Annotated in this window: 18 protein-coding genes; 15 read left to right on the top strand and 3 right to left on the bottom strand. The window is 63.5% G+C overall.

What is annotated here, in order from left to right; translation table 11 throughout:
• Positions 1–12: 12 nt before the first annotated feature.
• The 3 genes from BM275_RS19945 to BM275_RS19935 all read left to right on the top strand — a co-directional run bounded on the left by BM275_RS19945 (position 13) and on the right by BM275_RS19935 (position 1,989).
• Positions 13–798, top strand: coding sequence for a class I SAM-dependent methyltransferase (locus tag BM275_RS19945; protein WP_090523160.1), 786 nt, complete (start codon positions 13–15; stop codon positions 796–798).
• An 18-nt stretch (positions 799–816) separates the two neighbouring features.
• Positions 817–1,080, top strand: coding sequence for a TfoX/Sxy family protein (locus tag BM275_RS19940; protein WP_014819277.1), 264 nt, complete (start codon positions 817–819; stop codon positions 1,078–1,080).
• A gap of 111 nt (positions 1,081–1,191) precedes the next feature.
• Complete coding sequence (locus BM275_RS19935; RefSeq protein WP_090523158.1) at positions 1,192–1,989, top strand: Crp/Fnr family transcriptional regulator; 798 nt, start codon at positions 1,192–1,194, stop codon at positions 1,987–1,989.
• Between the two features lie 196 nt (positions 1,990–2,185).
• Here BM275_RS19935 and BM275_RS19930 read toward each other — a convergent pair whose 3' ends face one another.
• Genes BM275_RS19930 through BM275_RS19920 form a run of 3 tightly spaced genes read right to left on the bottom strand, consistent with a single transcriptional unit; the run spans position 2,186 to position 4,895 of the window.
• Complete coding sequence (locus BM275_RS19930) at positions 2,186–3,079, bottom strand: ChaN family lipoprotein (protein ID WP_090523157.1); 894 nt, start codon at positions 3,077–3,079, stop codon at positions 2,186–2,188.
• A gap of 11 nt (positions 3,080–3,090) precedes the next feature.
• Positions 3,091–3,852, bottom strand: a complete 762-nt coding sequence (locus BM275_RS19925) for a heme ABC transporter ATP-binding protein (RefSeq protein WP_420884494.1) — start codon at positions 3,850–3,852, stop codon at positions 3,091–3,093.
• Positions 3,853–3,857: 5 nt separating this feature from the next.
• Positions 3,858–4,895 (bottom strand): FecCD family ABC transporter permease, encoded by a 1,038-nt coding sequence (locus BM275_RS19920; protein ID WP_090523155.1) that lies wholly within the window; start codon positions 4,893–4,895, stop codon positions 3,858–3,860.
• A 133-nt stretch (positions 4,896–5,028) separates the two neighbouring features.
• Here BM275_RS19920 and BM275_RS19915 point away from each other — a divergent pair, with 133 nt between their 5' ends.
• The 12 genes from BM275_RS19915 to BM275_RS19860 all read left to right on the top strand — a co-directional run bounded on the left by BM275_RS19915 (position 5,029) and on the right by BM275_RS19860 (position 19,813).
• Complete coding sequence (locus tag BM275_RS19915) at positions 5,029–5,364, top strand: Rieske (2Fe-2S) protein (protein WP_042924282.1); 336 nt, start codon at positions 5,029–5,031, stop codon at positions 5,362–5,364.
• A 31-nt stretch (positions 5,365–5,395) separates the two neighbouring features.
• Positions 5,396–7,213: a protein-disulfide reductase DsbD gene (locus tag BM275_RS19910; protein WP_090523154.1), complete on the top strand. Its 1,818-nt coding sequence runs from the start codon at positions 5,396–5,398 to the stop codon at positions 7,211–7,213.
• A 209-nt stretch (positions 7,214–7,422) separates the two neighbouring features.
• Positions 7,423–7,866: a type II 3-dehydroquinate dehydratase gene (gene aroQ, locus BM275_RS19905; protein ID WP_090523152.1), complete on the top strand. Its 444-nt coding sequence runs from the start codon at positions 7,423–7,425 to the stop codon at positions 7,864–7,866.
• Positions 7,867–7,941: 75 nt separating this feature from the next.
• Complete coding sequence (gene accB / locus BM275_RS19900) at positions 7,942–8,400, top strand: acetyl-CoA carboxylase biotin carboxyl carrier protein (RefSeq protein WP_042924288.1); 459 nt, start codon at positions 7,942–7,944, stop codon at positions 8,398–8,400.
• Between the two features lie 17 nt (positions 8,401–8,417).
• Complete coding sequence (gene accC / locus BM275_RS19895) at positions 8,418–9,767, top strand: acetyl-CoA carboxylase biotin carboxylase subunit (protein ID WP_090523150.1); 1,350 nt, start codon at positions 8,418–8,420, stop codon at positions 9,765–9,767.
• A 145-nt stretch (positions 9,768–9,912) separates the two neighbouring features.
• On the top strand, positions 9,913–10,794 hold the full coding sequence (gene prmA / locus BM275_RS19890) for a 50S ribosomal protein L11 methyltransferase (protein WP_090523148.1): 882 nt from the start codon (positions 9,913–9,915) through the stop codon (positions 10,792–10,794).
• A gap of 109 nt (positions 10,795–10,903) precedes the next feature.
• On the top strand, positions 10,904–12,148 hold the full coding sequence (locus BM275_RS19885; protein WP_090523146.1) for a DUF3426 domain-containing protein: 1,245 nt from the start codon (positions 10,904–10,906) through the stop codon (positions 12,146–12,148).
• Positions 12,149–12,349: 201 nt separating this feature from the next.
• Positions 12,350–13,363 (top strand): tRNA dihydrouridine synthase DusB, encoded by a 1,014-nt coding sequence (gene dusB / locus BM275_RS19880; RefSeq protein WP_090523144.1) that lies wholly within the window; start codon positions 12,350–12,352, stop codon positions 13,361–13,363.
• Positions 13,360–13,680, top strand: coding sequence for a DNA-binding transcriptional regulator Fis (gene fis, locus BM275_RS19875; RefSeq protein WP_003279911.1), 321 nt, complete (start codon positions 13,360–13,362; stop codon positions 13,678–13,680). Before dusB ends, fis begins: the two co-directional genes overlap by 4 nt.
• Before the next feature lie 76 nt (positions 13,681–13,756).
• Entirely contained in the window at positions 13,757–15,361 is a 1,605-nt protein-coding gene (purH, locus tag BM275_RS19870) for a bifunctional phosphoribosylaminoimidazolecarboxamide formyltransferase/IMP cyclohydrolase (protein WP_090523143.1), read from the top strand.
• A 235-nt stretch (positions 15,362–15,596) separates the two neighbouring features.
• Entirely contained in the window at positions 15,597–16,889 is a 1,293-nt protein-coding gene (gene purD / locus BM275_RS19865; RefSeq protein WP_090523142.1) for a phosphoribosylamine--glycine ligase, read from the top strand.
• A 116-nt stretch (positions 16,890–17,005) separates the two neighbouring features.
• Positions 17,006–19,813 (top strand): hybrid sensor histidine kinase/response regulator, encoded by a 2,808-nt coding sequence (locus tag BM275_RS19860; protein WP_090523140.1) that lies wholly within the window; start codon positions 17,006–17,008, stop codon positions 19,811–19,813.
• The last annotated feature ends 360 nt before the right edge of the window (positions 19,814–20,173 follow it).

Raw genomic sequence — 20,173 nt, 5'->3', positions numbered from 1 at the left:
TGGAACACCGCTATGTCTGCCAGCGAATCACCCGCGCCAAAGCCGGCCAGTGACAGCATCCAGCTGTTCTCCAGCCGCTCCACCGACTACGCACGCTTCCGCCCGACCTACCCCGAGGCGCTGTTCAACTGGCTCGCCAGCCAATGCGCGGCCACCGACACCGCGCTCGACCTTGCGGCCGGCAACGGGCAAGCGAGCATCCCGCTGACACGACACTTCCATCGGGTCCTGGCCTGCGACGCGAGCGCCGAACAGCTCGCGGCTGGCGATACCTGGTTAAACGTGCAGCGTTTCGTCGCCGATGCGGAGCATCTGCCATTGCGCAGCGGACAGCTCGATCTGCTGGTAGTCGCACAAGCCCTGCACTGGTTCGCCACGCCGGCATTCTTCAATCAGACGCAGCGCGCACTGAAGCCGAACGGCCTGTTCTGCGCCTGGTGCTACAGCCTGCTGGAGATATCGGCCGCAGTGGACGCGATCATCCACAGGCTCTACTACGGAACACTCGCCGGTTACTGGCCAGCTGGTCGCAGCAGCGTCGATGCCGGTTACCGCGATATCCGGCTTCCCTTTCCACGTATCGAACCGCCGCCCTTCGCCCTCGAAGCGCACTGGGATCTCCACGAGCTGATGGGCTATCTGCGCACCTGGTCTGCCGTGAAGCAATGGCATCAGCGGCATGGTCGCGACCCCATTACATCAATCGAGCCCCAATTGACGTCTGCATGGGGCCAGACAGGTCAGCGGAGGCTTATCCGCTGGCCGCTACACTTTTTGACAGGCTTCCCCAACCGCTAGCACCGCAAGGACGCCGCCATGCACGACGAACTGCTTTCGCTTCGCAATCTCGGCAAGACCTCGGTGCAATGGCTGCATGCATCGGGAATCCACACCGCTGCGGACCTCCGACGATTGGGCGCGGTGAGCTCCTATCGCGCCGTGAAGGCACGCGGCTTCGGGGCCTCGAAGGTTCTGCTGTATGCCATCGAGGGGGCGTTGAGAGATGTCCCGTGGCAGCAGCTGCCGATCCCGCTGAAGGAAGAGCTGAATCGGAATCTGGGCGCCGATCGCGACAACTAGAGCTAGCTCACAACCTCTGCTCGGCGAGATTTACTCAGGCCCTCGCCCGAGCCTATTGTGCGCCGACGTGACCCTGCCAATCGTCTGCCCGTTCGTTCAAGGATTACCGACATGTATTTACTCGGGGAGCAACCGGCCTACGCCGATCGCCTGATCAACCGCCTGCAAACCATCCCCACCCAATTGCTCGAAGGCTTGCAGCCCTCAGGCCCCAACCTTGAACTCAAGCACACCGACGATCTGTGCGCCGAGCTGCCAGCACAGCAACTTTTCATCATCGAGACCGGGCTACTGCATGCACTGATCGACGGCAAGGCGCTGTTCTATCTGCAGGAGGGTGACCTGGTTGGATTGCGCCAGTCGGGCGACCTGCCAGAGTGCCGCTATTGCAGCGACGAACCCGTCAGCCTGATTCCCTACTCGCGCAACGCGGTGTTCCAGCACATCCACTCCGATGAGCACCGCCAGGAACTGTTCACCCAGTATCTGATTGGTCATACCGCCCTGCTCGGCGACGCCCTTGCGCGCCTGAAGCAACCGGAGATCCGCCCGGCTACCGGCTTCAAGCATTTCGCCGTCGGTGAAGAGCTGATCCGCCAAGGCGACGAGGCAGACAACGTGTTCATCATCATCGAAGGCCACGCCGAGGCCATCGTCGACGGCCAGAAGGTTGGCGACGTACAGAAGGACGAGATCTTCGGCGCCATGGCGGTCTTCACCCGCGAGCGACGCAGCGCAACGGTGGTCGCCAGTGAGGCCTGCACGGTCATGGTCATTCCCAAGGAACAGTTCCTCGGACTGACACAGAGCAACCCCCGTATCGCTCACAGCCTCATTGAAAGCATGGCGCGGCGTATTGACCTGCTGAACAAGGAAGTCACTCATCTGCGGGTAAACGTTGCCGTTTGAGGCAGACCAGCCCAAAGAATATTTTTTACGAAAGCCTGTTGACGCAGAAATGAGAATTGTTATTATTATCGCAACTGATCGCGAGGTCAGCCGATAGCTGAAGGCTCAGGCAGTCGATCCTTCAGGTTATCTCCTCATCAGGCTAATCACGGTTTTGACCCGGCTCTGCCGGGTCTTTTTTTGCCTGTAGAAAATGTCAGCCAGGTTGCTTGCCCGGTCGGCGCAGCTGTTCGCAATGATCCTGCTCCGGTTGCGCCGGGGTGTACCAGACATAGTCGGCCTGCGCAGCGGATACCGTCTCGCCCACTTCAGCAAGCATCAACACCGCGACTGACTTCCCTGACAGATCCTCGATATGCAACGGCACGCCCAGATCTCGACGGACATGGAACGCGCCGGCCAGCAGCATGGCTGGCTCGGCTGCGGCGAGCGTTCGCTCGGCCATGCGTCGATCACGCTGCTGCTGCACCGCCAGCATCGCCGGCAGCTGGGAGGCCGGCAGCATCCCGCAGTGAGAGACCTCGATCTGCGCCAGCAATGCCTCGCTTACCGCCGCGGCCGCAGATTTGCGCCCCTGCAATGACGGTGCGGCACGATAGATCGACATGATTTCGTCGCGCCCGAGATTGGCATGCAGCAATGGGTAAGGCTGCGCGAGCGCATGTGAAACCAGGGCTCCGTACTGAGCCCAATCCCAGCCCCTCTGCCAGCCCAGCGCCTCAGGAAGATCGGCTGGCGCTTGCCCCTCACGCACCTCGCGGCGCACCGCATCGACTAGCGCCTGCTGTTGGGGGTCGAGCATCTCCAGCAACAAGCTGCCCTGCGGACGTTCTTCGGCCAACGCCCGCAGCAACCAGAGCTGCAGCGCATGGTGATCCGGGTTGTCGTGCCGCTCGCCGACCAGTAGCCGATCCTGCGCCTGCAGCTCCGCTACCAGCTGCGCGGGCGTGAGTACCGCGTCACTACGCAGATCGACGATCAGACCGAGCTCCGGATGCTCACGCCCTTCGGGACTTTGCCACTCAGGTAGCGACGGTAGCGAATGGCAGGCCGTCAGCAAACCCAGCACAAGCAACACAAGAATGCGCACGATGAACCTCCTCAACGGGCAATGATCAGCGGGTGACCGAGTTCCGGATGTCGCTGCACCAACACATCCAGACCGAATACCGCTCGCAGCGGCTCGGCTTGCAGCACTTCATCGGGTGGCCCTGCCACGATTGGCCGACCATCCTTTAGCAGCAGTAACCGATCACAATAGCGCGCAGCCAGATTCAGATCGTGCAGGATCACCAGAGCGGCGGCGCCTTGCGCGGCGAAGGCCCTGACCGCCTTTAAAATGCCGTGCTGGTGCGCAGGATCGAGCATCGACGTAGGCTCGTCGAGCATCAGCACCTGCCCTGTCTCGCCCGGCCACAGCTGCGCCAGCACCCGAGCGAGATGCACACGCTGACGCTCACCTCCAGACAGTTCGAGGTAGCTGCGCGTCGCAAGGTGCCGCGCGTCCGCCGCAGCCATCGCTGCTGCAACGAAGGCGGCATCGGCTCCGCGCCCGGTGCGATGAGGCAGGCGCCCCATGGCCACCACATCCGCCACGCGGAAGGCGAAGCTGAGCGTCGAACTCTGCGGCAACACGGCCAGGCAACGCGCGCGTTCCACATCCGCCCAGTCGCCGAGCGGCCGCCCTTGGAGCAAGACCTGCCCCCTGGAAGGCCTGAGCTCGCCGGATAACGTCGCCAGCAGCGTGCTCTTGCCCGCACCGTTCGGGCCGAGCACACCGAAAACCTGCCCTGGGCGCAGCTCGAGGGAAACATCCTGCAGCGCCGTTATCGCGCCACGGCGCACGGTCAGATCGCAGCCCACCAGCATCAGAGGCGCTCCCGCAACAGCAGATAAAGGAAGAAAGGTGCGCCGAGCAACGCAGTGACAATGCCGATCGGCAGCTCCGCCGGCGCTATCACCAGCCGCGCGACGACATCGGCAAGCAGCAGCAAGCTGCCGCCAGCAAGTGCCGAAGCTGGTAGCAGCAAGCGGTGATCGGGGCCGACCAACAGGCGCATCAGGTGCGGAACCACCAATCCGATAAAGCCGATCAGACCGGCAGCAGCCACCGCTGCGCCGACACCCAGCGCCGTGCAGACCACCAGTTCACGCTTGATCCGCTCCACATCGAAACCGAGATGACGCGCTTCCGATTCGCCGAGCAGCAACGCATTCAGGGCTTTCGCCCGCCGCGGCAGCCACAGTGCGACGGCGATGGTGATCAGCAGCAGCGGCCATAGCCGTGCATAACTGGCGCCGTTCAGACTGCCGAGATTCCAGAAGGTCAGCGAGCGCAACGTTCTGTCGTCGGCCAGATAGCTGAACAACCCAACCACTGCACCGGCCAGCGCGGTCAGCGCAATGCCGGCCAGCAGCATCGTGGCGACGTGGGTCTGCCCGTCGCGCCGGCCGAGTCGGTAAACCAGCAAGGTCACGCCCAGCCCGCCGACGAAGGCGAAGACCGACAGCAGGTAGGGCTCCCACCCCGCAGGCAACGCCGGAATGAATGTGCTACCGACTATGGCGATCGCCGCGCCCAACGCAGCACCGCTGGAAACCCCGACCAGCCCTGGGTCGGCCAGCGGGTTGCGGAACAGTCCCTGCATCGCCACCCCGCAAAGCGCCAGTACTGCCCCGGCGGCGCAGCCCAGCAAGGTCCGCGGCAGGCGGATCTGCGCAAGAATCAGCTCGGCCTGCTCGAGCCCGGACGCTTCGATCGGCACGCCTACCAAGCGCAGCGCCGCAGCCAGACTGTCGCCGAGCGCCAGGCTCAGCGGTCCCAGTGCCAGCGACAGCCAGATTGCGACCAGCAACAACAAGCCGAGTACGAAGAACAGAAAGCGCGCAGGAACCGGACTACCCATCGGATTGCTTTGCCAAGCGGTATGTGCGGCGAAGGATAAGAGCCCGCCGCCGCAGCCGCCAGCCCGGCAAAAATTATCCGACTGCACTTCCTCGCCGGCTGCGGGATAATTCCGGCTTATGGCGGAGGACCCGATGATCAGATTGTGCGCGACATCCGAGCTTCTCGAAGGGCAGAGCCGCGGCTTCACGGTCGGGGAGCTGAAAGTGATCGCCGTTCGCCGGGATGGCCGGACATACCTGTACGAGAACCGTTGCCCACACCGCGGCGTTCCGCTGGAGTGGCGTCCCGACCAGTTCCTCGACGACAGTGGCAGCCTGCTGCAATGCGCCACTCACGGCGCGCTGTTTCTCATCGAATCCGGTGAGTGCGTGGCCGGCCCCTGCGCCGGCCAGACGCTGCGCCAGCTGGATGCAGTCGAGGACAAGGACAGCATCTGGTTGCAAACTGATCGGCAGAGCGACAGTTGAGCACGGGCGCCGGGCGTCGGGCTTGGTTATCATGCCGCCACAGCTTTACCGTGAGATCGCCATGCTTCGCCTGCTGAGTCTGCTGCTCCTGCTATTCGTGCTTCCTGCCCACGCCGGCCTGTTCGACAACAAGCCCAGCGCCAGTCTTGGCGGTGCGCTGAACAACAGCAGCGATTTCCTGCCGGTACGCGAAGCCTTTCGACTGAGTCTCGTTGAAGCTACGCCTGAACAGATCACCCTGCGTTTCGTCGCAGCGGAGGGCTACTACCTCTACCGTCATCGTTTCGCCTTCAAGACCGACCAGTCAGGTGTCGTGATCGGTGAGCCGAAGCTGCCCGCCGGCGTGCCCAAGGTCGATGACTATTTCGGTGAGATCGAAGCCTATTACGGCATTGTCGATGTCGAGCTACCGCTGACGAACCCGGACAACCGCCCCTTCGTCCTGCAGGTCTCCTACCAGGGCTGTGCCGATAAAGGCCTGTGCTACCCGCCGGAAACCGAATCGCTCCCCATCGGCGACGTTGCCGGTGCCCCCAGCGGAGCGACCACCGAAGCGTCAGCCAGCCAGCAGGCCAGCGAACGCGACCTCTCCTGGCGCTCCATCGCGCTATTCTTCCTCGCCGGTCTGGGCCTGACCTTCACCCCCTGCGTGCTGCCGATGTTGCCGATTCTCACCGGCGTCGTGCTGCGCGACCAGCCCGGCGGAATGCGCAGCTTCCTGCTGTCGCTCGCCTACGTACTGCCAATGGCTGGCGGCTTCGCCCTGCTCGGCGCGCTAATGGGCGTATTCGGCGCCGAGCTGAATCTGCAGGCGCGCCTGCAATCACCCTGGATTCTTGTACCCTTCGCATTATTCTTCGTCGCCTTCGCCCTGGCCATGTTCGGGCTGTTCGAGCTGCGCCTACCCCAGGCACTCAGCAGTCGACTCGACCGTCTTGCCGGCAACGCACGCGGCGGTTCGTTTACCGGAGCGGCGCTGCTCGGTGCCGTGTCCAGTCTGCTGGTATCGCCTTGTGTTTCCGCTCCGCTGGCCGGCGCACTGCTGTACATCAGTGCCAGCGGCGATGCGCTAGGCGGTGGCCTGAAGCTGTTCGCCCTGGGCCTGGGTATGGGCGCACCGCTGGTGCTGTTCGCCACCGGCGGTGGCGCGCTACTGCCCAAGAGCGGCCCATGGATGATCAGCGTGCGCAACGTATTCGGCGTACTGCTGCTCGCCGTCGCCGTCTGGATGCTCGAGCGCGTACTGCCCGGTCCGCTTGCTCTGGCGGCGTGGGGCCTGCTCGCGGCCGGCAGCGCCGTATTTCTCGGGACCCTGGAATTTACCAGCAAGACACCCAGGCAGAAGCTCGCGCAGCTGATGGGACTGGTATTGCTGGTCTACGCGCTGGCCGCGTGGGTCGGGGCGCTACAGGGCGGCTCCGATCCACTTCGGCCGTTGCCAACCTCCGTGGCCGGATCAGCGCCGGGCAGCATGACCAGTGAAGGCTGGCACACCATTTCCACGCCGGCCGAGCTCGATACCCAACTGGCCGCCGCCCGCGCCGCCGGCCAACCGCTGATGCTCGACTGGTACGCCGACTGGTGCATCAGCTGCAAGGTGATCGAACGCGAGGTGTTCGCCAACCCACAGGTGGCACCGCGGCTGACCGACTATCGTCTGATCCGCTTCGACATCACCGAAAGCAACGCCGCCCAACGCAGCCTGCTGGACCGCTACAAACTGTTCGGCCCCCCGGCCATCCTGTTCTTCGATCGGCGTGGCAATGAAATGGCCGACGTGCGTGTAGTCGGCGAGATAGACGCTCCCGGTTTCAGCGAGCGACTGGATCGCGCGGCACCTCTGCTCTAGCTCACGCACGCATTTTCGCGGCATCGATCCATGACAAGCCGACGATCCTCAGCCCAATGAATCATTGCGGCAATCTTCAGACATAATGCGGGCATTTCCTTCGATCGCGACATGACTGGACAGTCATGCCCTGCTTGGGGCATAGTTTTTCCCTTCTCGCGACCAGCCACCTCGACTGATCAGCGCATACAGAAAAACAAGGAATACCGATGGCCACGTTTCTGGTCCTCCACGGGCCGAATCTGAACATGCTCGGCACCCGCGAGCCGGGCGTCTACGGCGCAGTGACGCTGGCGCAGATCAATCAGGATCTGGAGCAGCGTGCCCGAGATCGCGGACATCATCTGCTGCATCTGCAATCCAACGCCGAGTACGAACTGATCGAGCGCATCCATGCCGCGCGCAGCGAAGGCGTCGATTTCATCCTGATCAATCCCGCGGCATTCACGCATACCAGCGTCGCATTACGTGACGCGTTGCTGGCCGTGAGCATCCCATTCATCGAAGTGCACCTGTCCAACGTGCACAAGCGTGAACCTTTCCGCCATCACTCCTACTTTTCCGATATCGCGATGGGTGTGATCTGCGGCCTTGGCGCCAGCGGCTACCGACTGGCCTTGGAGGCCGCCCTGGAACAACTCGCTGCTTCCTGAGGGGCTCGTGCACATGCCGAGCCTTGAAGAAGCGAGCAGCAATGCCCTTTGAACTTACCTGGGAGTCAATGCTTCATGGATATTCGCAAAGTCAAAAAGCTGATCGAACTGCTGGAAGAGTCCGGTATCGACGAACTGGAGATCCACGAGGGCGAAGAGTCGGTACGCATCAGCCGCCACAGCAAGCAGGTAGCGATGCAGCAGCCGATCTACGCTCAGGCTCCGGCTGCACCGGCTCCTGCTCCGGTAGCTGCGGCCGCCCCGGCTGTCGACGCTGCCCCTGCCGCGCCCAAGCTGAACGGCAATGTGGTCCGCTCGCCGATGGTCGGCACCTTCTACCGTGCGTCCTCGCCGGAATCCAAGGCGTTCGTCGAAGTCGGTCAGAGCGTCAAGAAGGGCGACATCCTCTGCATCGTCGAAGCCATGAAGATGATGAACCACATCGAGGCCGAGATCAGCGGCACCATCGAATCCATCCTGGTGGAGAATGGTCAGCCGGTCGAATACGACCAGCCGCTGTTCACCATCGTTTGAACCGCGGAGAGCCAGCGATGTTGGAAAAAGTACTGATCGCCAACCGCGGCGAGATAGCCCTTCGAGTTCTGCGCGCCTGCAAGGAACTGGGCATCAAGACCGTGGCTGTGCACTCCACTGCCGACCGTGACCTGATGCACGTGTCGCTGGCCGACGAATCCGTCTGCATCGGCCCGGCCGCCTCTGCCAAGTCCTACCTGAGCATCCCGGCACTGATTGCCGCTGCCGAAGTCACCGGCGCCGACGGCATTCATCCAGGCTACGGCTTCCTCGCCGAGAACGCCGACTTCGCCGAACAGGTGGAGAAGTCCGGCTTTACCTTCATCGGCCCGACCGCCGACGTTATCCGCCTGATGGGTGACAAGGTGTCCGCCAAGGACGCGATGAAGCAGGCCGGCGTACCCACCGTTCCGGGTTCTGACGGCCCGCTGCCGGAAGACGAGAAGGAAGCGCTGCAGATCGCCCGCGAGGTAGGCTATCCAGTGATCATCAAGGCCGCCGGTGGCGGTGGTGGTCGCGGCATGCGCGTGGTGCACAAGGAAGAGGACCTGATCGCCTCGGCCAAGCTGACCCGTAACGAAGCAGGCGCAGCCTTCGGCAATCCGATGGTTTACCTCGAGAAGTTCCTGACCAATCCGCGCCACGTGGAAATCCAGGTGCTGGCCGACGGCCAGGGTAACGCGATTCACCTGGGCGACCGCGACTGCTCGCTGCAGCGCCGTCACCAGAAGGTGATAGAGGAAGCCCCAGCCCCGCTGATCGACGAAGAGGCCCGCCGCAAGGTCCAGGCCCGCTGCGTCAAGGCGTGCATCGACATCGGCTACCGCGGCGCAGGCACGTTCGAGTTTCTTTATGAAGACGGCAACTTCTACTTCATCGAGATGAACACGCGCGTTCAGGTCGAGCATCCGGTTACCGAGATGGTCACCGGCATCGACATCGTCAAGGAGATGCTGCTGATCGGTGGCGGCCAGAAGCTGTCGATCAAGCAGGAAGATGTTGTCATCCGCGGCCATGCCGTGGAATGCCGCATCAACGCCGAGGATCCGCGCACCTTCATGCCCAGCCCGGGCAAGGTGAAGCACTTCCACGCGCCAGGCGGCAACGGCGTGCGCGTCGATTCGCACCTCTACGACGGTTACTCGGTTCCGCCGCACTACGACTCGCTGATCGGCAAGCTGATCACCTTCGGCGCAAACCGCGACGAGGCCATGGGCCGCATGCGCAACGCGCTGGACGAGTTGATCGTCGACGGCATCAAGACCAACGCCCCGCTGCACCGCGATCTGGTGCGCGACCCCGGCTTCTGCAAGGGCGGCGTGAACATCCATTACCTGGAGAAGAAACTGGGTATGGACAAGCACTGAGCCCCGCTCGGCGCTGTACTACAGAGGCTGCCTTCGGGCGGCCTCTGTCGTTTCTGCCAGGCGCGAACCAAGCCCATGCTGGCCGCAACACGCCCCCTCCAGTAAGCTTGCCGGCTTTTACCGCGACCCCATTCGAGAGGCTTCCATGTCCTGGCTGCAGATTCGACTCGCCATCACCCCCGATCAGGCCGAAGCGCTGGAAGACCAGCTGCTGGATCTGGGCGCGGTCTCCGTGACCTTCATGGATGCCGAGGATCAGCCGATCTTCGAGCCGGATCTCAACACCACTCCGCTGTGGTCGCACACGCACCTGCTGGCATTGTTCGAAGCCGACACCGACTCGGACTCCCTGCTCGCCCACCTGCAGCTGCTGCGCGGCGGCGAGCTGCCCGAGCACCAGGTCGAAGTGATCGAAGACCAGGACTGGGAACGCAGCTGGATGGACAACTTCCAGCCGATGCGCTTCGGCCGCCGCCTGTGGATCGTCCCCAGCTGGCACGCGGCGCCGGAGCCCGACGCGGTCAACCTGCTGCTGGATCCTGGCCTGGCGTTCGGTACCGGCACCCACCCCACTACCGCACTCTGCCTCGAGTGGCTGGATGCCCAGCCTCTGCAGGGCCAGTCCCTGCTGGATTTCGGCTGCGGCTCGGGCATCCTGGCGATCGCCGGCCTGTTGCTGGGCGCTGAGCATGCCGTCGGCACCGACATCGATACCCAGGCGCTGGACGCTTCACGCGACAACGCCGAGCGCAACGGCATCGCCGCAGAGCGTTTCGCGCTCCACCTGCCTGAACAGCTGCCGGAAAAGGCTGCCGACGTGGTGGTCGCCAACATCCTTGCCGGCCCGCTGGTTTCGCTGGCGCCGCGCATCACCTCACTGGTCAAGCCCGGCGGCCGCCTGGCACTGTCCGGCATCCTCGCCGAACAGGCCGAAGAGGTGCGCGCCGCCTACAGCGACGCATTCGAGCTCGATCCAACCGCCGACAAAGATGGCTGGGTACGCATCAGCGGCGTCCGACGTGCCTGAGCAGCGCCTTGCGACCTCGCCCGCACACTTGCACAACAGGCGCCGCAGCCCCTGCCGCTGCGCGACTGGCATACGCTAGACTAGCCGGCACCTTCGCGCGGAAAGACGCATGACCAGCTTCATCACCCAGTGCCCCAACTGCAGCACCCGCTTTCGCGTCGCCCGCAGCCAGTTGCGCACGGCCCGCGGCGCAGTGCGTTGCGGCGCCTGCATGGAAGTCTTCAACGCCGCCCATCATCTGCTGCGCGACGAGCTGGACCCGACGCAACCACTGACAACTCCCGTCGACAAGTCGATCCAGACGCAGGCTACCGAGCATCCCAGGGCTACCATGCCGGCGCCAACCGCCAAGTCCGATGAAACGCTGTGGATTCACGATGACCTGGACCTGGACAGCCTCGACCTGGACGAAGAGCTGGCCAAACTGGAGCGGCAGGAGCGCGAATTGTCTCGCGACCTACTCAGCCTCGAAGCCAACGGCGACGCGGCAACCAGGCCTCGCGATCCGCTAGCGGAGATATCCTCCACGCAGGACGAAAGCTGGGCCGAGATCCTGCTGAGCGCCGAACAAGGCGTCACGCAGTCGCCGGCGAGCCCGAGCGATGAGGTGGTCAGCTTCACCCCGGTCACCTCGGAGTCTCCGCAACCGCTGAGCCCATTGGCAGCCAGTCCCACGCCGCTCGCGATCGCCGAGGCCCAGCAGGCGCACGACGAAAGGGTCGAACCTGAACTGGCAACACCTTCGGCTACCGAACAGCTCGCCCCTGTCGTCGATCCTGCAGCGCCACGCCGCGAGCCCGACCTGCGCGACGAGCCGCTGTTCGAGCTCGACGATGAGCCACTGCAACTGGACTGGCAGGAAGCGAAGAAACCCTGGGGACGCTGGCTCGGCTGGAGCGTCCTGAACCTGTTGGCACTGCTTGCGCTGGGTGCCCAGTACGTTGCCTACAACTACGACGAGCTGTCGAGGCAGCACCAGTATCGCAGCTGGTTCGAGCGTATCTGCCCGACCGTTGGCTGCGAACTGCCGGCCCTGGTCGACATTGGCCAGATCAAGAGCAGCAACCTGGTCGTGCGCAGCCATCCCGAGTTCACCGGCGCGCTGGTCGTCGACGCGATCCTCTACAACCGCGCGGCCTTTGCACAGCCGTTTCCGCTTTTGGAAATCCGCTTCGCCGACCTCAACGGCAAACTGATCGCCAGCCGCAGTTTCAAGCCCAGCGAATATCTTTCTGGAGAACTGGCAGGACAGGCCCAGATGCCACCGCAGGTTCCCATCCATATCGCCTTGGATATCCTCGACCCAGGCGCAAAGGCGGTTAACTACAGCCTGAGTTTCCATTCGCCCAAATAACGACGAGCTTGCAGTTCAGACTGCCGCCGCCGGCGCTCATCGCGCGGGCGGCGGGCGTGTCCAAACTCCCGGCGATAAGGCGACCACTGTTCAGAATTTGTTCAAAACAGCCTTTAACCCGTCATGCGTAGCGGGTATTATGCCCACCCTTTTTTGCAGTCCCGATCTACCTAACAAGCAGGCCCCAAGCAGGGAATCTTCATGTCAGCGGTACGCATCGGCCCTTACACCTTGACCAATCGATTGATCCTCGCGCCCATGGCCGGCGTGACCGATCAGCCGTTCCGCCAGTTGTGCCGCCGCTTCGGCGCGGCCCTGGTGGTCTCGGAAATGCTCACCAGCGATGTGCGTCTGTGGAACAGTCGCAAATCCCGCCTGCGCATTCCCCATGCGGACGAGCCCGAGCCCCGCTCAGTGCAGATCGCCGGTGGCGACCCGCAGATGCTGGCCGAGGCGGCGCAGCGCAATGTGGAGCTGGGGGCGCAGATCATCGACATCAACATGGGCTGCCCGGCGAAGAAGGTCTGCAATAAGGCCGCCGGCTCGGCGTTGATGCGTGACGAGAAGCTGGTCGCGGATATCCTCGAAGCCGTGGTCGGTGCCGTGACCGTTCCGGTGACGTTGAAGATTCGCACCGGCTGGGATCGGCAGAACAAGAACGGCCTGACCGTCGCGCGTATCGCCGAGCAATCGGGCATCGCAGCACTTGCCGTTCACGGCCGCACCCGCGCCGACCTGTACACCGGCGAAGCCGAGTACGACACCATCGCCGCCATCAAGCACGCGGTGTCGATTCCGGTGTTCGCCAATGGCGATATCGATTCGCCGCACAAGGCGGCCCAGGTACTACAGGCAACCGGAGCGGACGGCCTGTTGATCGGACGTGCGGCGCAGGGTCGCCCGTGGATCTTTCGCGAAGTGGAGCATTATCTGCGCACCGGCGAGCTGCTCGCGGCGCCGACGCTGGACGAAGTTGAGAGCACCCTGTTGGAGCATGTGCAGGCGCTGCATGAATTCTATGGCGAGGTGATGGGAGTACGTATCGCCCGCAAGCACGCGGGTTGGTATCTCGCAACACTGCCGGGCGCGCGGGACTTCCGCGCCCGTTTCAATCATCTGGAAGACAGGGATGCACAGGCCTTCAGCATTCAGCAGTTCTTTGCCGAACAACGCTCAGGGCCTGGCTCGGTGGATGGAACAGAGGTGGCCGCATGACGCTGTTGAATGAAACATTGGTAAGTGGAACAACATCCGTGAGTGACAACGTGAACCTCAAGCAGCACCTGAACACGCCGAGCGAAGCGGGGCAGACGCTGCGAGGCAGCGTCGAGAAAGCGCTGCACAATTATTTCGCCCGCCTCGAAGGTGCAGACGTCACGGACGTTTACAACCTCGTACTCTCCGAAGTGGAAGCGCCGTTGCTGGAAACCGTGATGCACTACGTCAAGGGTAACCAGACCAAGGCTTCCGAGCTGCTGGGCCTGAACCGCGGCACCCTGCGCAAGAAACTCAAACAGTACGACCTGCTCTGACGCGGCAGCTGGCAGGCGCGGCTGTCCGCACCTGCCTGCTTCGCGGACTCAAGCCTGTAGCCTCTAGGAAACGTCAATGACCGACCAAACCACCCGCCTTCCCGTGCGCCGCGCGCTGATCAGCGTGTCCGACAAGACCGGCGTCGTCGAGTTCGCCCGCGACCTCGAAGCCCTCGGCGTCGAGATCCTTTCCACCGGCGGCACCTTCAAGCTGCTGCGTGACAACGGCATTGCTGCTGTCGAAGTGGCCGACTACACCGGCTTCCCGGAGATGATGGACGGTCGGGTGAAAACTCTGCACCCGAAGATTCACGGCGGCATCCTCGGCCGCCGCGACCTGGACGGCGCGGTGATGGCCGAGCACGGCATTGCCCCGATCGATCTGGTGGCGGTCAACCTCTATCCGTTCGCAGCCACGGTGGCCAAGCCCGGATGCACCCTGCCGGACGCCATCGAGAACATCGACATCGGCGGCCCGACCATGGTCCGCAGCGCGGCGAAGAACCACAAGGACGTCGCCATCGTGGTCAATGCCGAGGACTACGCGGCAGTGGTCGACAACTTGAAGAACGGCGGGCTGACCTACGCCCAGCGCTTCGACCTGGCGCTCAAGGCGTTCGAGCACACCGCCGGCTACGACGGCATGATCGCCAACTACCTGGGCGGTATCGACCAGAGCACCGAGCAGCTCAGCACCGAAAATCGCAGCCTGTTCCCGCGCACCTACAACATGCAGTTCATCAAGGCGCAGGACATGCGCTACGGCGAGAACCCGCACCAGCAGGCCGCCTTCTATGTCGAAAAGCCGGACGAAGCTTGCGTCGCCACTGCCAAGCAACTGCAGGGCAAGGAGCTGTCGTTCAACAACGTGGCCGACACCGACGCCGCGCTGGAGTGCGTGAAGAGCTTCACCAAGCCTGCCTGCGTGATCGTCAAGCATGCCAACCCCTGCGGCGTCGCCGTGGTACCGGAAGATGAAGGCGGCATCCGCAAGGCCTACGACCTGGCCTACGCCACCGACAGCGAGTCGGCGTTCGGCGGCATCATCGCCTTCAACCGCGAGCTGGACGGCGAAACCGCCCAGGCCATCGTCGAGCGTCAGTTCGTCGAGGTGATCATCGCACCCAGGGTCTCTCAAGCCGCGCGCGACGTCGTCGCCAGCAAAGCCAACGTGCGCCTGCTCGAGTGCGGCGAATGGCCGGCCGAGCGCAGCCCGGGCTGGGACTACAAACGCGTCAACGGCGGCCTGCTGATCCAGAGCCGCGACATCGGCATGATCACCGAAGCAGACCTGAAGATCGTCACCCAGCGCGCGCCGACCGAGCAGGAAATCCATGACCTGATCTTCGCCTGGAAAGTGGCCAAGTTCGTCAAGTCCAACGCCATCGTCTACGCCAAGAACCGCCAGACCGTCGGCGTTGGTGCCGGCCAGATGAGCCGCGTCAACTCCGCGCGCATCGCCGCGATCAAGGCCGAACACGCCGGCCTGCCGGTTCCTGGCGCGGTGATGGCCTCGGACGCCTTCTTCCCGTTCCGCGACGGCATCGACAACGCGGCCAAGGCCGGCATCACCGCGGTGATCCAGCCGGGTGGCTCGATGCGCGACAACGAAGTGATCGCCGCGGCTGACGAAGCCGGCATTGCCATGGTGTTTACCGGTATGCGCCACTTCCGTCACTAAGGTGGCGTGGCCGCGCTGAAGCGCCCGTCTGCGGCGTTGGCGGCGGACTCGCCGATGCTCATTGCCATCGAGGCAACTGCGCTCGTCGAGCCCCCGCCGCCTTGCATCCAGACGCTTCATCGCGACCCGAAAGATTCGAATACGCCGGGCACAGCCCGACACCAGACTCGTAGGGTGGAAAACCGCGTAGCGTTTTCCACCGATGGGCCGCAAGCCCCTCCCCCAGGAGAGACACATGAATGTACTGATCATCGGCAGCGGCGGCCGCGAGCACGCCCTGGCCTGGAAGGTCGCGCAGGATCCACGCATCGCCAAGGTATTCGTCGCCCCGGGCAACGCCGGCACCGCCACTGAAGCCAAGTGCGAGAACGTCGCCATCGACGTACTGGCCATCGAGCAACTGGCGGATTTCGCCGCCGCCAACGTACAACTGACCATCGTCGGCCCCGAGGCGCCGCTGGTCAAAGGCGTGGTCGATCTGTTCCGCTCGCGCGGCCTGGACATCTTCGGCCCAACCGCTGCGGCCGCGCAGCTGGAAGGCTCCAAGGCGTTCACCAAGGACTTCCTGGCCCGCCACGCGATTCCCACTGCCGACTACCAGAACTTCACCGAAGTCGAGCCGGCATTGGCCTACCTGCGTGAAAAAGGCGCTCCGATCGTCATCAAGGCTGACGGCCTGGCCGCCGGCAAAGGCGTGATCGTCGCCATGACCCTGGCCGAAGCCGAGGAAGCGGTGCGCGACATGCTGTCCGGCAACGCCTTCGGCGACGCCGGCGCGCGCGTAGTCATTGAAGAATTCCTGGATGGCGAAGAGGCCAGCTTCATCGTCATGGTCGACGGCGAGAACGTGCTGCCGATGGCCACCAGCCAGGACCACAAGCGCGTCGGCGACGGCGACAGCGGCCCCAACACCGGCGGCATGGGCGCCTATTCGCCGGCTCCGGTGGTCACCGCCGATGTGCATAAGCGCGTGATGGACGCGGTGATCTACCCGACCGTGCGCGGCATGGCTGCCGAAGGCAATGTCTACACAGGCTTCCTCTACGCCGGCCTGATGATCGACAAGGCTGGCCAGCCGAAGGTCATCGAGTTCAACTGCCGCTTCGGCGACCCGGAAACCCAGCCGATCATGGTGCGCCTCGAATCCTCGCTGGTGCTGCTGGTCGAAGCCGCGCTAGCCAAGGCGCTGGACAAGGTCGAGGCGACCTGGGATCCGCGCCCGACCGTCGGCGTAGTGCTGGCCGCTGGCGGCTACCCGGGCGATTACGCCAAGGGCGATGTGATCGAAGGGCTGGACGATGCCGCTGCGCTGGATGGCAAGGTGTTTCATGCCGGTACCGCGCTGAACGACCAGGGCCAGGTCGTCACCGCCGGTGGCCGCGTGCTTTGCGCAACGGCCATCGGCCGCACCGTCTCCGAGGCGCAGCAGCAGGCATACCGTCTGGCGGAAAAAATCCACTGGAATGGCTGTTTCTATCGCAAAGATATCGGCTATCGCGCCATCTCCCGGGAGCTGGGCGACAGCTGAGCGTAGCCAGGCGCCAGGAATGCGTGCGGCGCCAAGTTTTATCGCTGCCGCACGCATTACAGGCCGACAAAGGCATGGCTATAATCGGCCGTCACACACATGAACGGACTTCTCAAGTGGGTCGGCTCCGGATTGCCATCGCTGTTTTCTTCGGCCTGCTGCTGATCAACCTGATCCCGCTTCCGGCCCTGGCGTCCATTACCCAGTCGCCGCCCTCCCCCGCACTATCCGCTCCACCCAATTCCGTGCCACAGAACTGGCGCATGCTGATCGACCAGTCGGGAGGGCTTACGCTCGATGAGGTGGTTTTCCAGCGCGCACTGTTCCAGCGTCTCGAAAAACTCTCCTACAGCGCTCCGGCCAGCGACCGAGCCGTCTGGCTGCAGGTCAGCCTGCCGTCACTGACACGACCGAAGTGGCTGTGGCTGTTTGCACCACGGGTGCAGTATCTGGACTTCTACCTGTTGCGTGACGGCCAGCTCGAGCAGCATACGGCGACCGGGGAACTACGTCCCTTCAGCGCCCGGCCATTGCCCAACCGGGCGTACCTGTTCAGCCTTCCCAATGACGGGCAGCCGCGCGAGGCTTATATCCGCCTGCAGTCCAGCCATCCAATGATGACCTGGTTCAAGACCATTGATGAAGCCGGCCTGGTCAGCCTGAGCAAGCCTGCCTACCTGTTTGGTGCGCTGTTCGGTGCACTGGCGTTGCTGATGATCTACAACCTGCTGCGCTTTGCCTACACGCTCAGCTACACGCATATCTGGCTGAGCCTGCTGCACGGCGCCCTGCTGGCCTGCGCCATGGCCAATCTCGGAGTGATGGCGGCGTGGCTACCCTGGCTGACCTACAGTCAGCCGCTGATCGCCGATCTGTCGGCGATGGCCGCCAGTGCAGCGCTGCTCGGCTACACGCTGGGCTTCTTCCATCATCGCGGGCGAATCTGGATCACCTGGCTGCTGGGCATCGAACTCAACCTGGTACTGGCGCTGGCAGCCAGCATCCTGCTCGGTCAGTGGCCGTGGTACAGCTGGCTGATCTATTCGCTGGTGCTGGCCGCATCGTGCAGCACTCTCTTCGTCGCGATCTATCACTGGCGCCAGGGCTATCAGCCGGCGCGCCTGGTGGTGGCCGGAACGACCCTGTTCAACGTCGGCATGATCTTCTTCATGCCCATGTTGCTGGGCTTCGACCAGCTCGACCCGGGCTGGCTGACTGGCGGCCTGTTCAGCCTCGCGACCCTCGCAGGGCTACTGCTCAGCTTTGCCCTGCTCGAACGTCAACGGCAGCGCCAGACCGACAGCCGCACCCAATTCACCGCAGCGGCCGTCAGCAGCGCGGAACTCAAGACCAAGGCCGATTTCCTGTCCAAGATCAGCCATGAACTGAGAACGCCAATGAACGGCGTGCTGGGCATGAGCGAGTTGCTGCTGGGCACTTCGCTGTCGGCCAAGCAACGCGATTACGTCCAGACGATTCATAGTTCCGGCAACGAGCTGCTCAATCTGATCAACGAGATTCTCGACATTTCCAAGCTGGAATCCGGCCAGATCGAGCTGGATGACGTGCAGTTCGATTTCAACGCACTGATCGAAGACTGTCTGAGCATCTTCCGCGCCAAGGCCGAAAAGCAGAAGGTCGAGCTGATCAGCTTTATCCAGCCGCAGCTGCCGCAGGTGGTGACCGGCGATCCGACCCGCCTGCGGCAGACCCTGCTCAACCTGCTGGAGAATGCCTTCAAGCAGACCGACGAGGGCGAGGTGCTGCTGATCGCCGCGGTCGACGGACCGCCCGAGAGCCCGCGCCTGCGCATCACCGTGCAGGACAGCGGGCGTCCGCTTGAGGCGTACGAGCGCGACGCACTGCTCAATGCCGCAGTCGACAGTCATGACTTTCTTGCGGCGACACGCCATGGCGGGCGCCTGGGGCTGATCATCGCGCGCCAGCTGGTGCAACTGATGGATGGTGATTTCGGTATCCAGACTGGCACCAGCCAGGGCAACACCTTGTGGATCAGCCTGCCGCTGGCCAGTGAAGGGCTGGCGCAGAGCAATGCCGACCTGGACGGGCCGCTGCAAGGCACTCGGCTGCTGATCGTCGATGACAACGACACCTGCCGCAAGGTATTGGTCCAGCAATGCAGCGGCTGGGGCCTGGAGGTCAGCGCCGTTGCGTCGGGCAAGGAGGCGTTGGCCCTGCTGCGGACCAAGGCGCACCTCAAGGAATACTTCGATGTGGTCCTGCTCGATCAGGACATGCCCGGCATGACCGGCATGCAGCTGGCGAGCAAGATCAAGGAAGATTACAGCCTCAACCATGACGTCCTGCTGATCATGCTCACCGGCATGAGCAGCGCACCGAGCAAGATCATTGCGCGCAATGCGGGCATCAAGCGCATCCTCGCCAAACCGGTCGCCGGTTACACGCTGAAGACCACTTTGGCCGACGAGCTCGCGCAGCGCCAGCCGGGCACCCAGCAGCGCCAGGCAACGGTGCCGCAGAACCTGCCCGCGCTCGAAGTCCCTAGTGACTTCCGCATCCTGGTCGCCGAGGACAACAGTATTTCCACCAAGGTCATCCGCGGCATGTTGAACAAACTCAACCTGCAACCGGACACCGCCTGCAACGGCGAAGAGGCGCTGGAGGCGATCAAGGCGCAGCCGTATGACCTGGTCCTGATGGATTGCGAGATGCCCGTGCTCGACGGCTTTCAGGCCACTCACCAGCTGCGTGAATGGGAAGTCAGGAATGCGCGCCGGCGTACTCCCGTCGTTGCCCTGACTGCGCATATCCTCAGCGAGCACCGCGACCGCGCGCGAGAAGCAGGCATGGACGGTCATATGGCCAAGCCGGTGGAACTCTCGAACCTGCGCGAACTTGTCGACCACTGGGTTCGCGTCAAGCAGGCAGAGAGCGTCGACTGACCGCGCCCTACCGTCCCCGCAGGCTTCCAATCCCTGACAACAGTCGACATCCCAGTTTCCAGGCAAGCACCGCACTGGCACCGCTTCTACATCCCCTGCACCACATGCACAGCATCGCCTCAGGCTACCGATGCCCAGACGAACGCCCAGGCATTGGCGCTCTCCTGCAGGATACCAATCCAAGCGGAACCTCCTCCTGCCGGTCCGAGCGAGAAGACCACTCGGGTGAAAAACTGAACAAAACCGGTCGCCAGCTGCCGATTGTTTGACGATTCGAGAACAGGTGGAGGTTTGGCATGGCGGTCGATCAGGGATGAGTGTGCTTCAGCGCAAGACGTGGCCAATCCTCTTCCCTCAAGG

Source organism: Stutzerimonas kunmingensis, from assembly GCF_900114065.1.
Lineage (GTDB): Bacteria > Pseudomonadota > Gammaproteobacteria > Pseudomonadales > Pseudomonadaceae > Stutzerimonas > Stutzerimonas kunmingensis.
This window is presented reverse-complemented; position numbering and strand designations above follow the sequence as displayed.

Bases quoted from the DNA above. Each gene is read 5' to 3' on its own strand.
- dusB (WP_090523144.1), top strand. From the start codon at position 12,350: ATGTCAGCGGTACGCATCGGCCCTTACACCTTGACCAATCGATTGATC.
- BM275_RS19940 (WP_014819277.1), top strand. From the start codon at position 817: ATGCACGACGAACTGCTTTCGCTTCGCAATCTCGGCAAGACCTCGGTG.
- BM275_RS19915 (WP_042924282.1), top strand. From the start codon at position 5,029: ATGATCAGATTGTGCGCGACATCCGAGCTTCTCGAAGGGCAGAGCCGC.
- accC (WP_090523150.1), top strand. From the start codon at position 8,418: ATGTTGGAAAAAGTACTGATCGCCAACCGCGGCGAGATAGCCCTTCGA.
- BM275_RS19910 (WP_090523154.1), top strand. From the start codon at position 5,396: ATGCCGCCACAGCTTTACCGTGAGATCGCCATGCTTCGCCTGCTGAGT.
- accB (WP_042924288.1), top strand. From the start codon at position 7,942: ATGGATATTCGCAAAGTCAAAAAGCTGATCGAACTGCTGGAAGAGTCC.
- fis (WP_003279911.1), top strand. From the start codon at position 13,360: ATGACGCTGTTGAATGAAACATTGGTAAGTGGAACAACATCCGTGAGT.
- BM275_RS19935 (WP_090523158.1), top strand. From the start codon at position 1,192: ATGTATTTACTCGGGGAGCAACCGGCCTACGCCGATCGCCTGATCAAC.
- BM275_RS19945 (WP_090523160.1), top strand. From the start codon at position 13: ATGTCTGCCAGCGAATCACCCGCGCCAAAGCCGGCCAGTGACAGCATC.
- purH (WP_090523143.1), top strand. From the start codon at position 13,757: ATGACCGACCAAACCACCCGCCTTCCCGTGCGCCGCGCGCTGATCAGC.
- aroQ (WP_090523152.1), top strand. From the start codon at position 7,423: ATGGCCACGTTTCTGGTCCTCCACGGGCCGAATCTGAACATGCTCGGC.
- purD (WP_090523142.1), top strand. From the start codon at position 15,597: ATGAATGTACTGATCATCGGCAGCGGCGGCCGCGAGCACGCCCTGGCC.
- prmA (WP_090523148.1), top strand. From the start codon at position 9,913: ATGTCCTGGCTGCAGATTCGACTCGCCATCACCCCCGATCAGGCCGAA.
- BM275_RS19920 (WP_090523155.1), bottom strand. From the start codon at position 4,895: ATGGGTAGTCCGGTTCCTGCGCGCTTTCTGTTCTTCGTACTCGGCTTG.
- BM275_RS19885 (WP_090523146.1), top strand. From the start codon at position 10,904: ATGACCAGCTTCATCACCCAGTGCCCCAACTGCAGCACCCGCTTTCGC.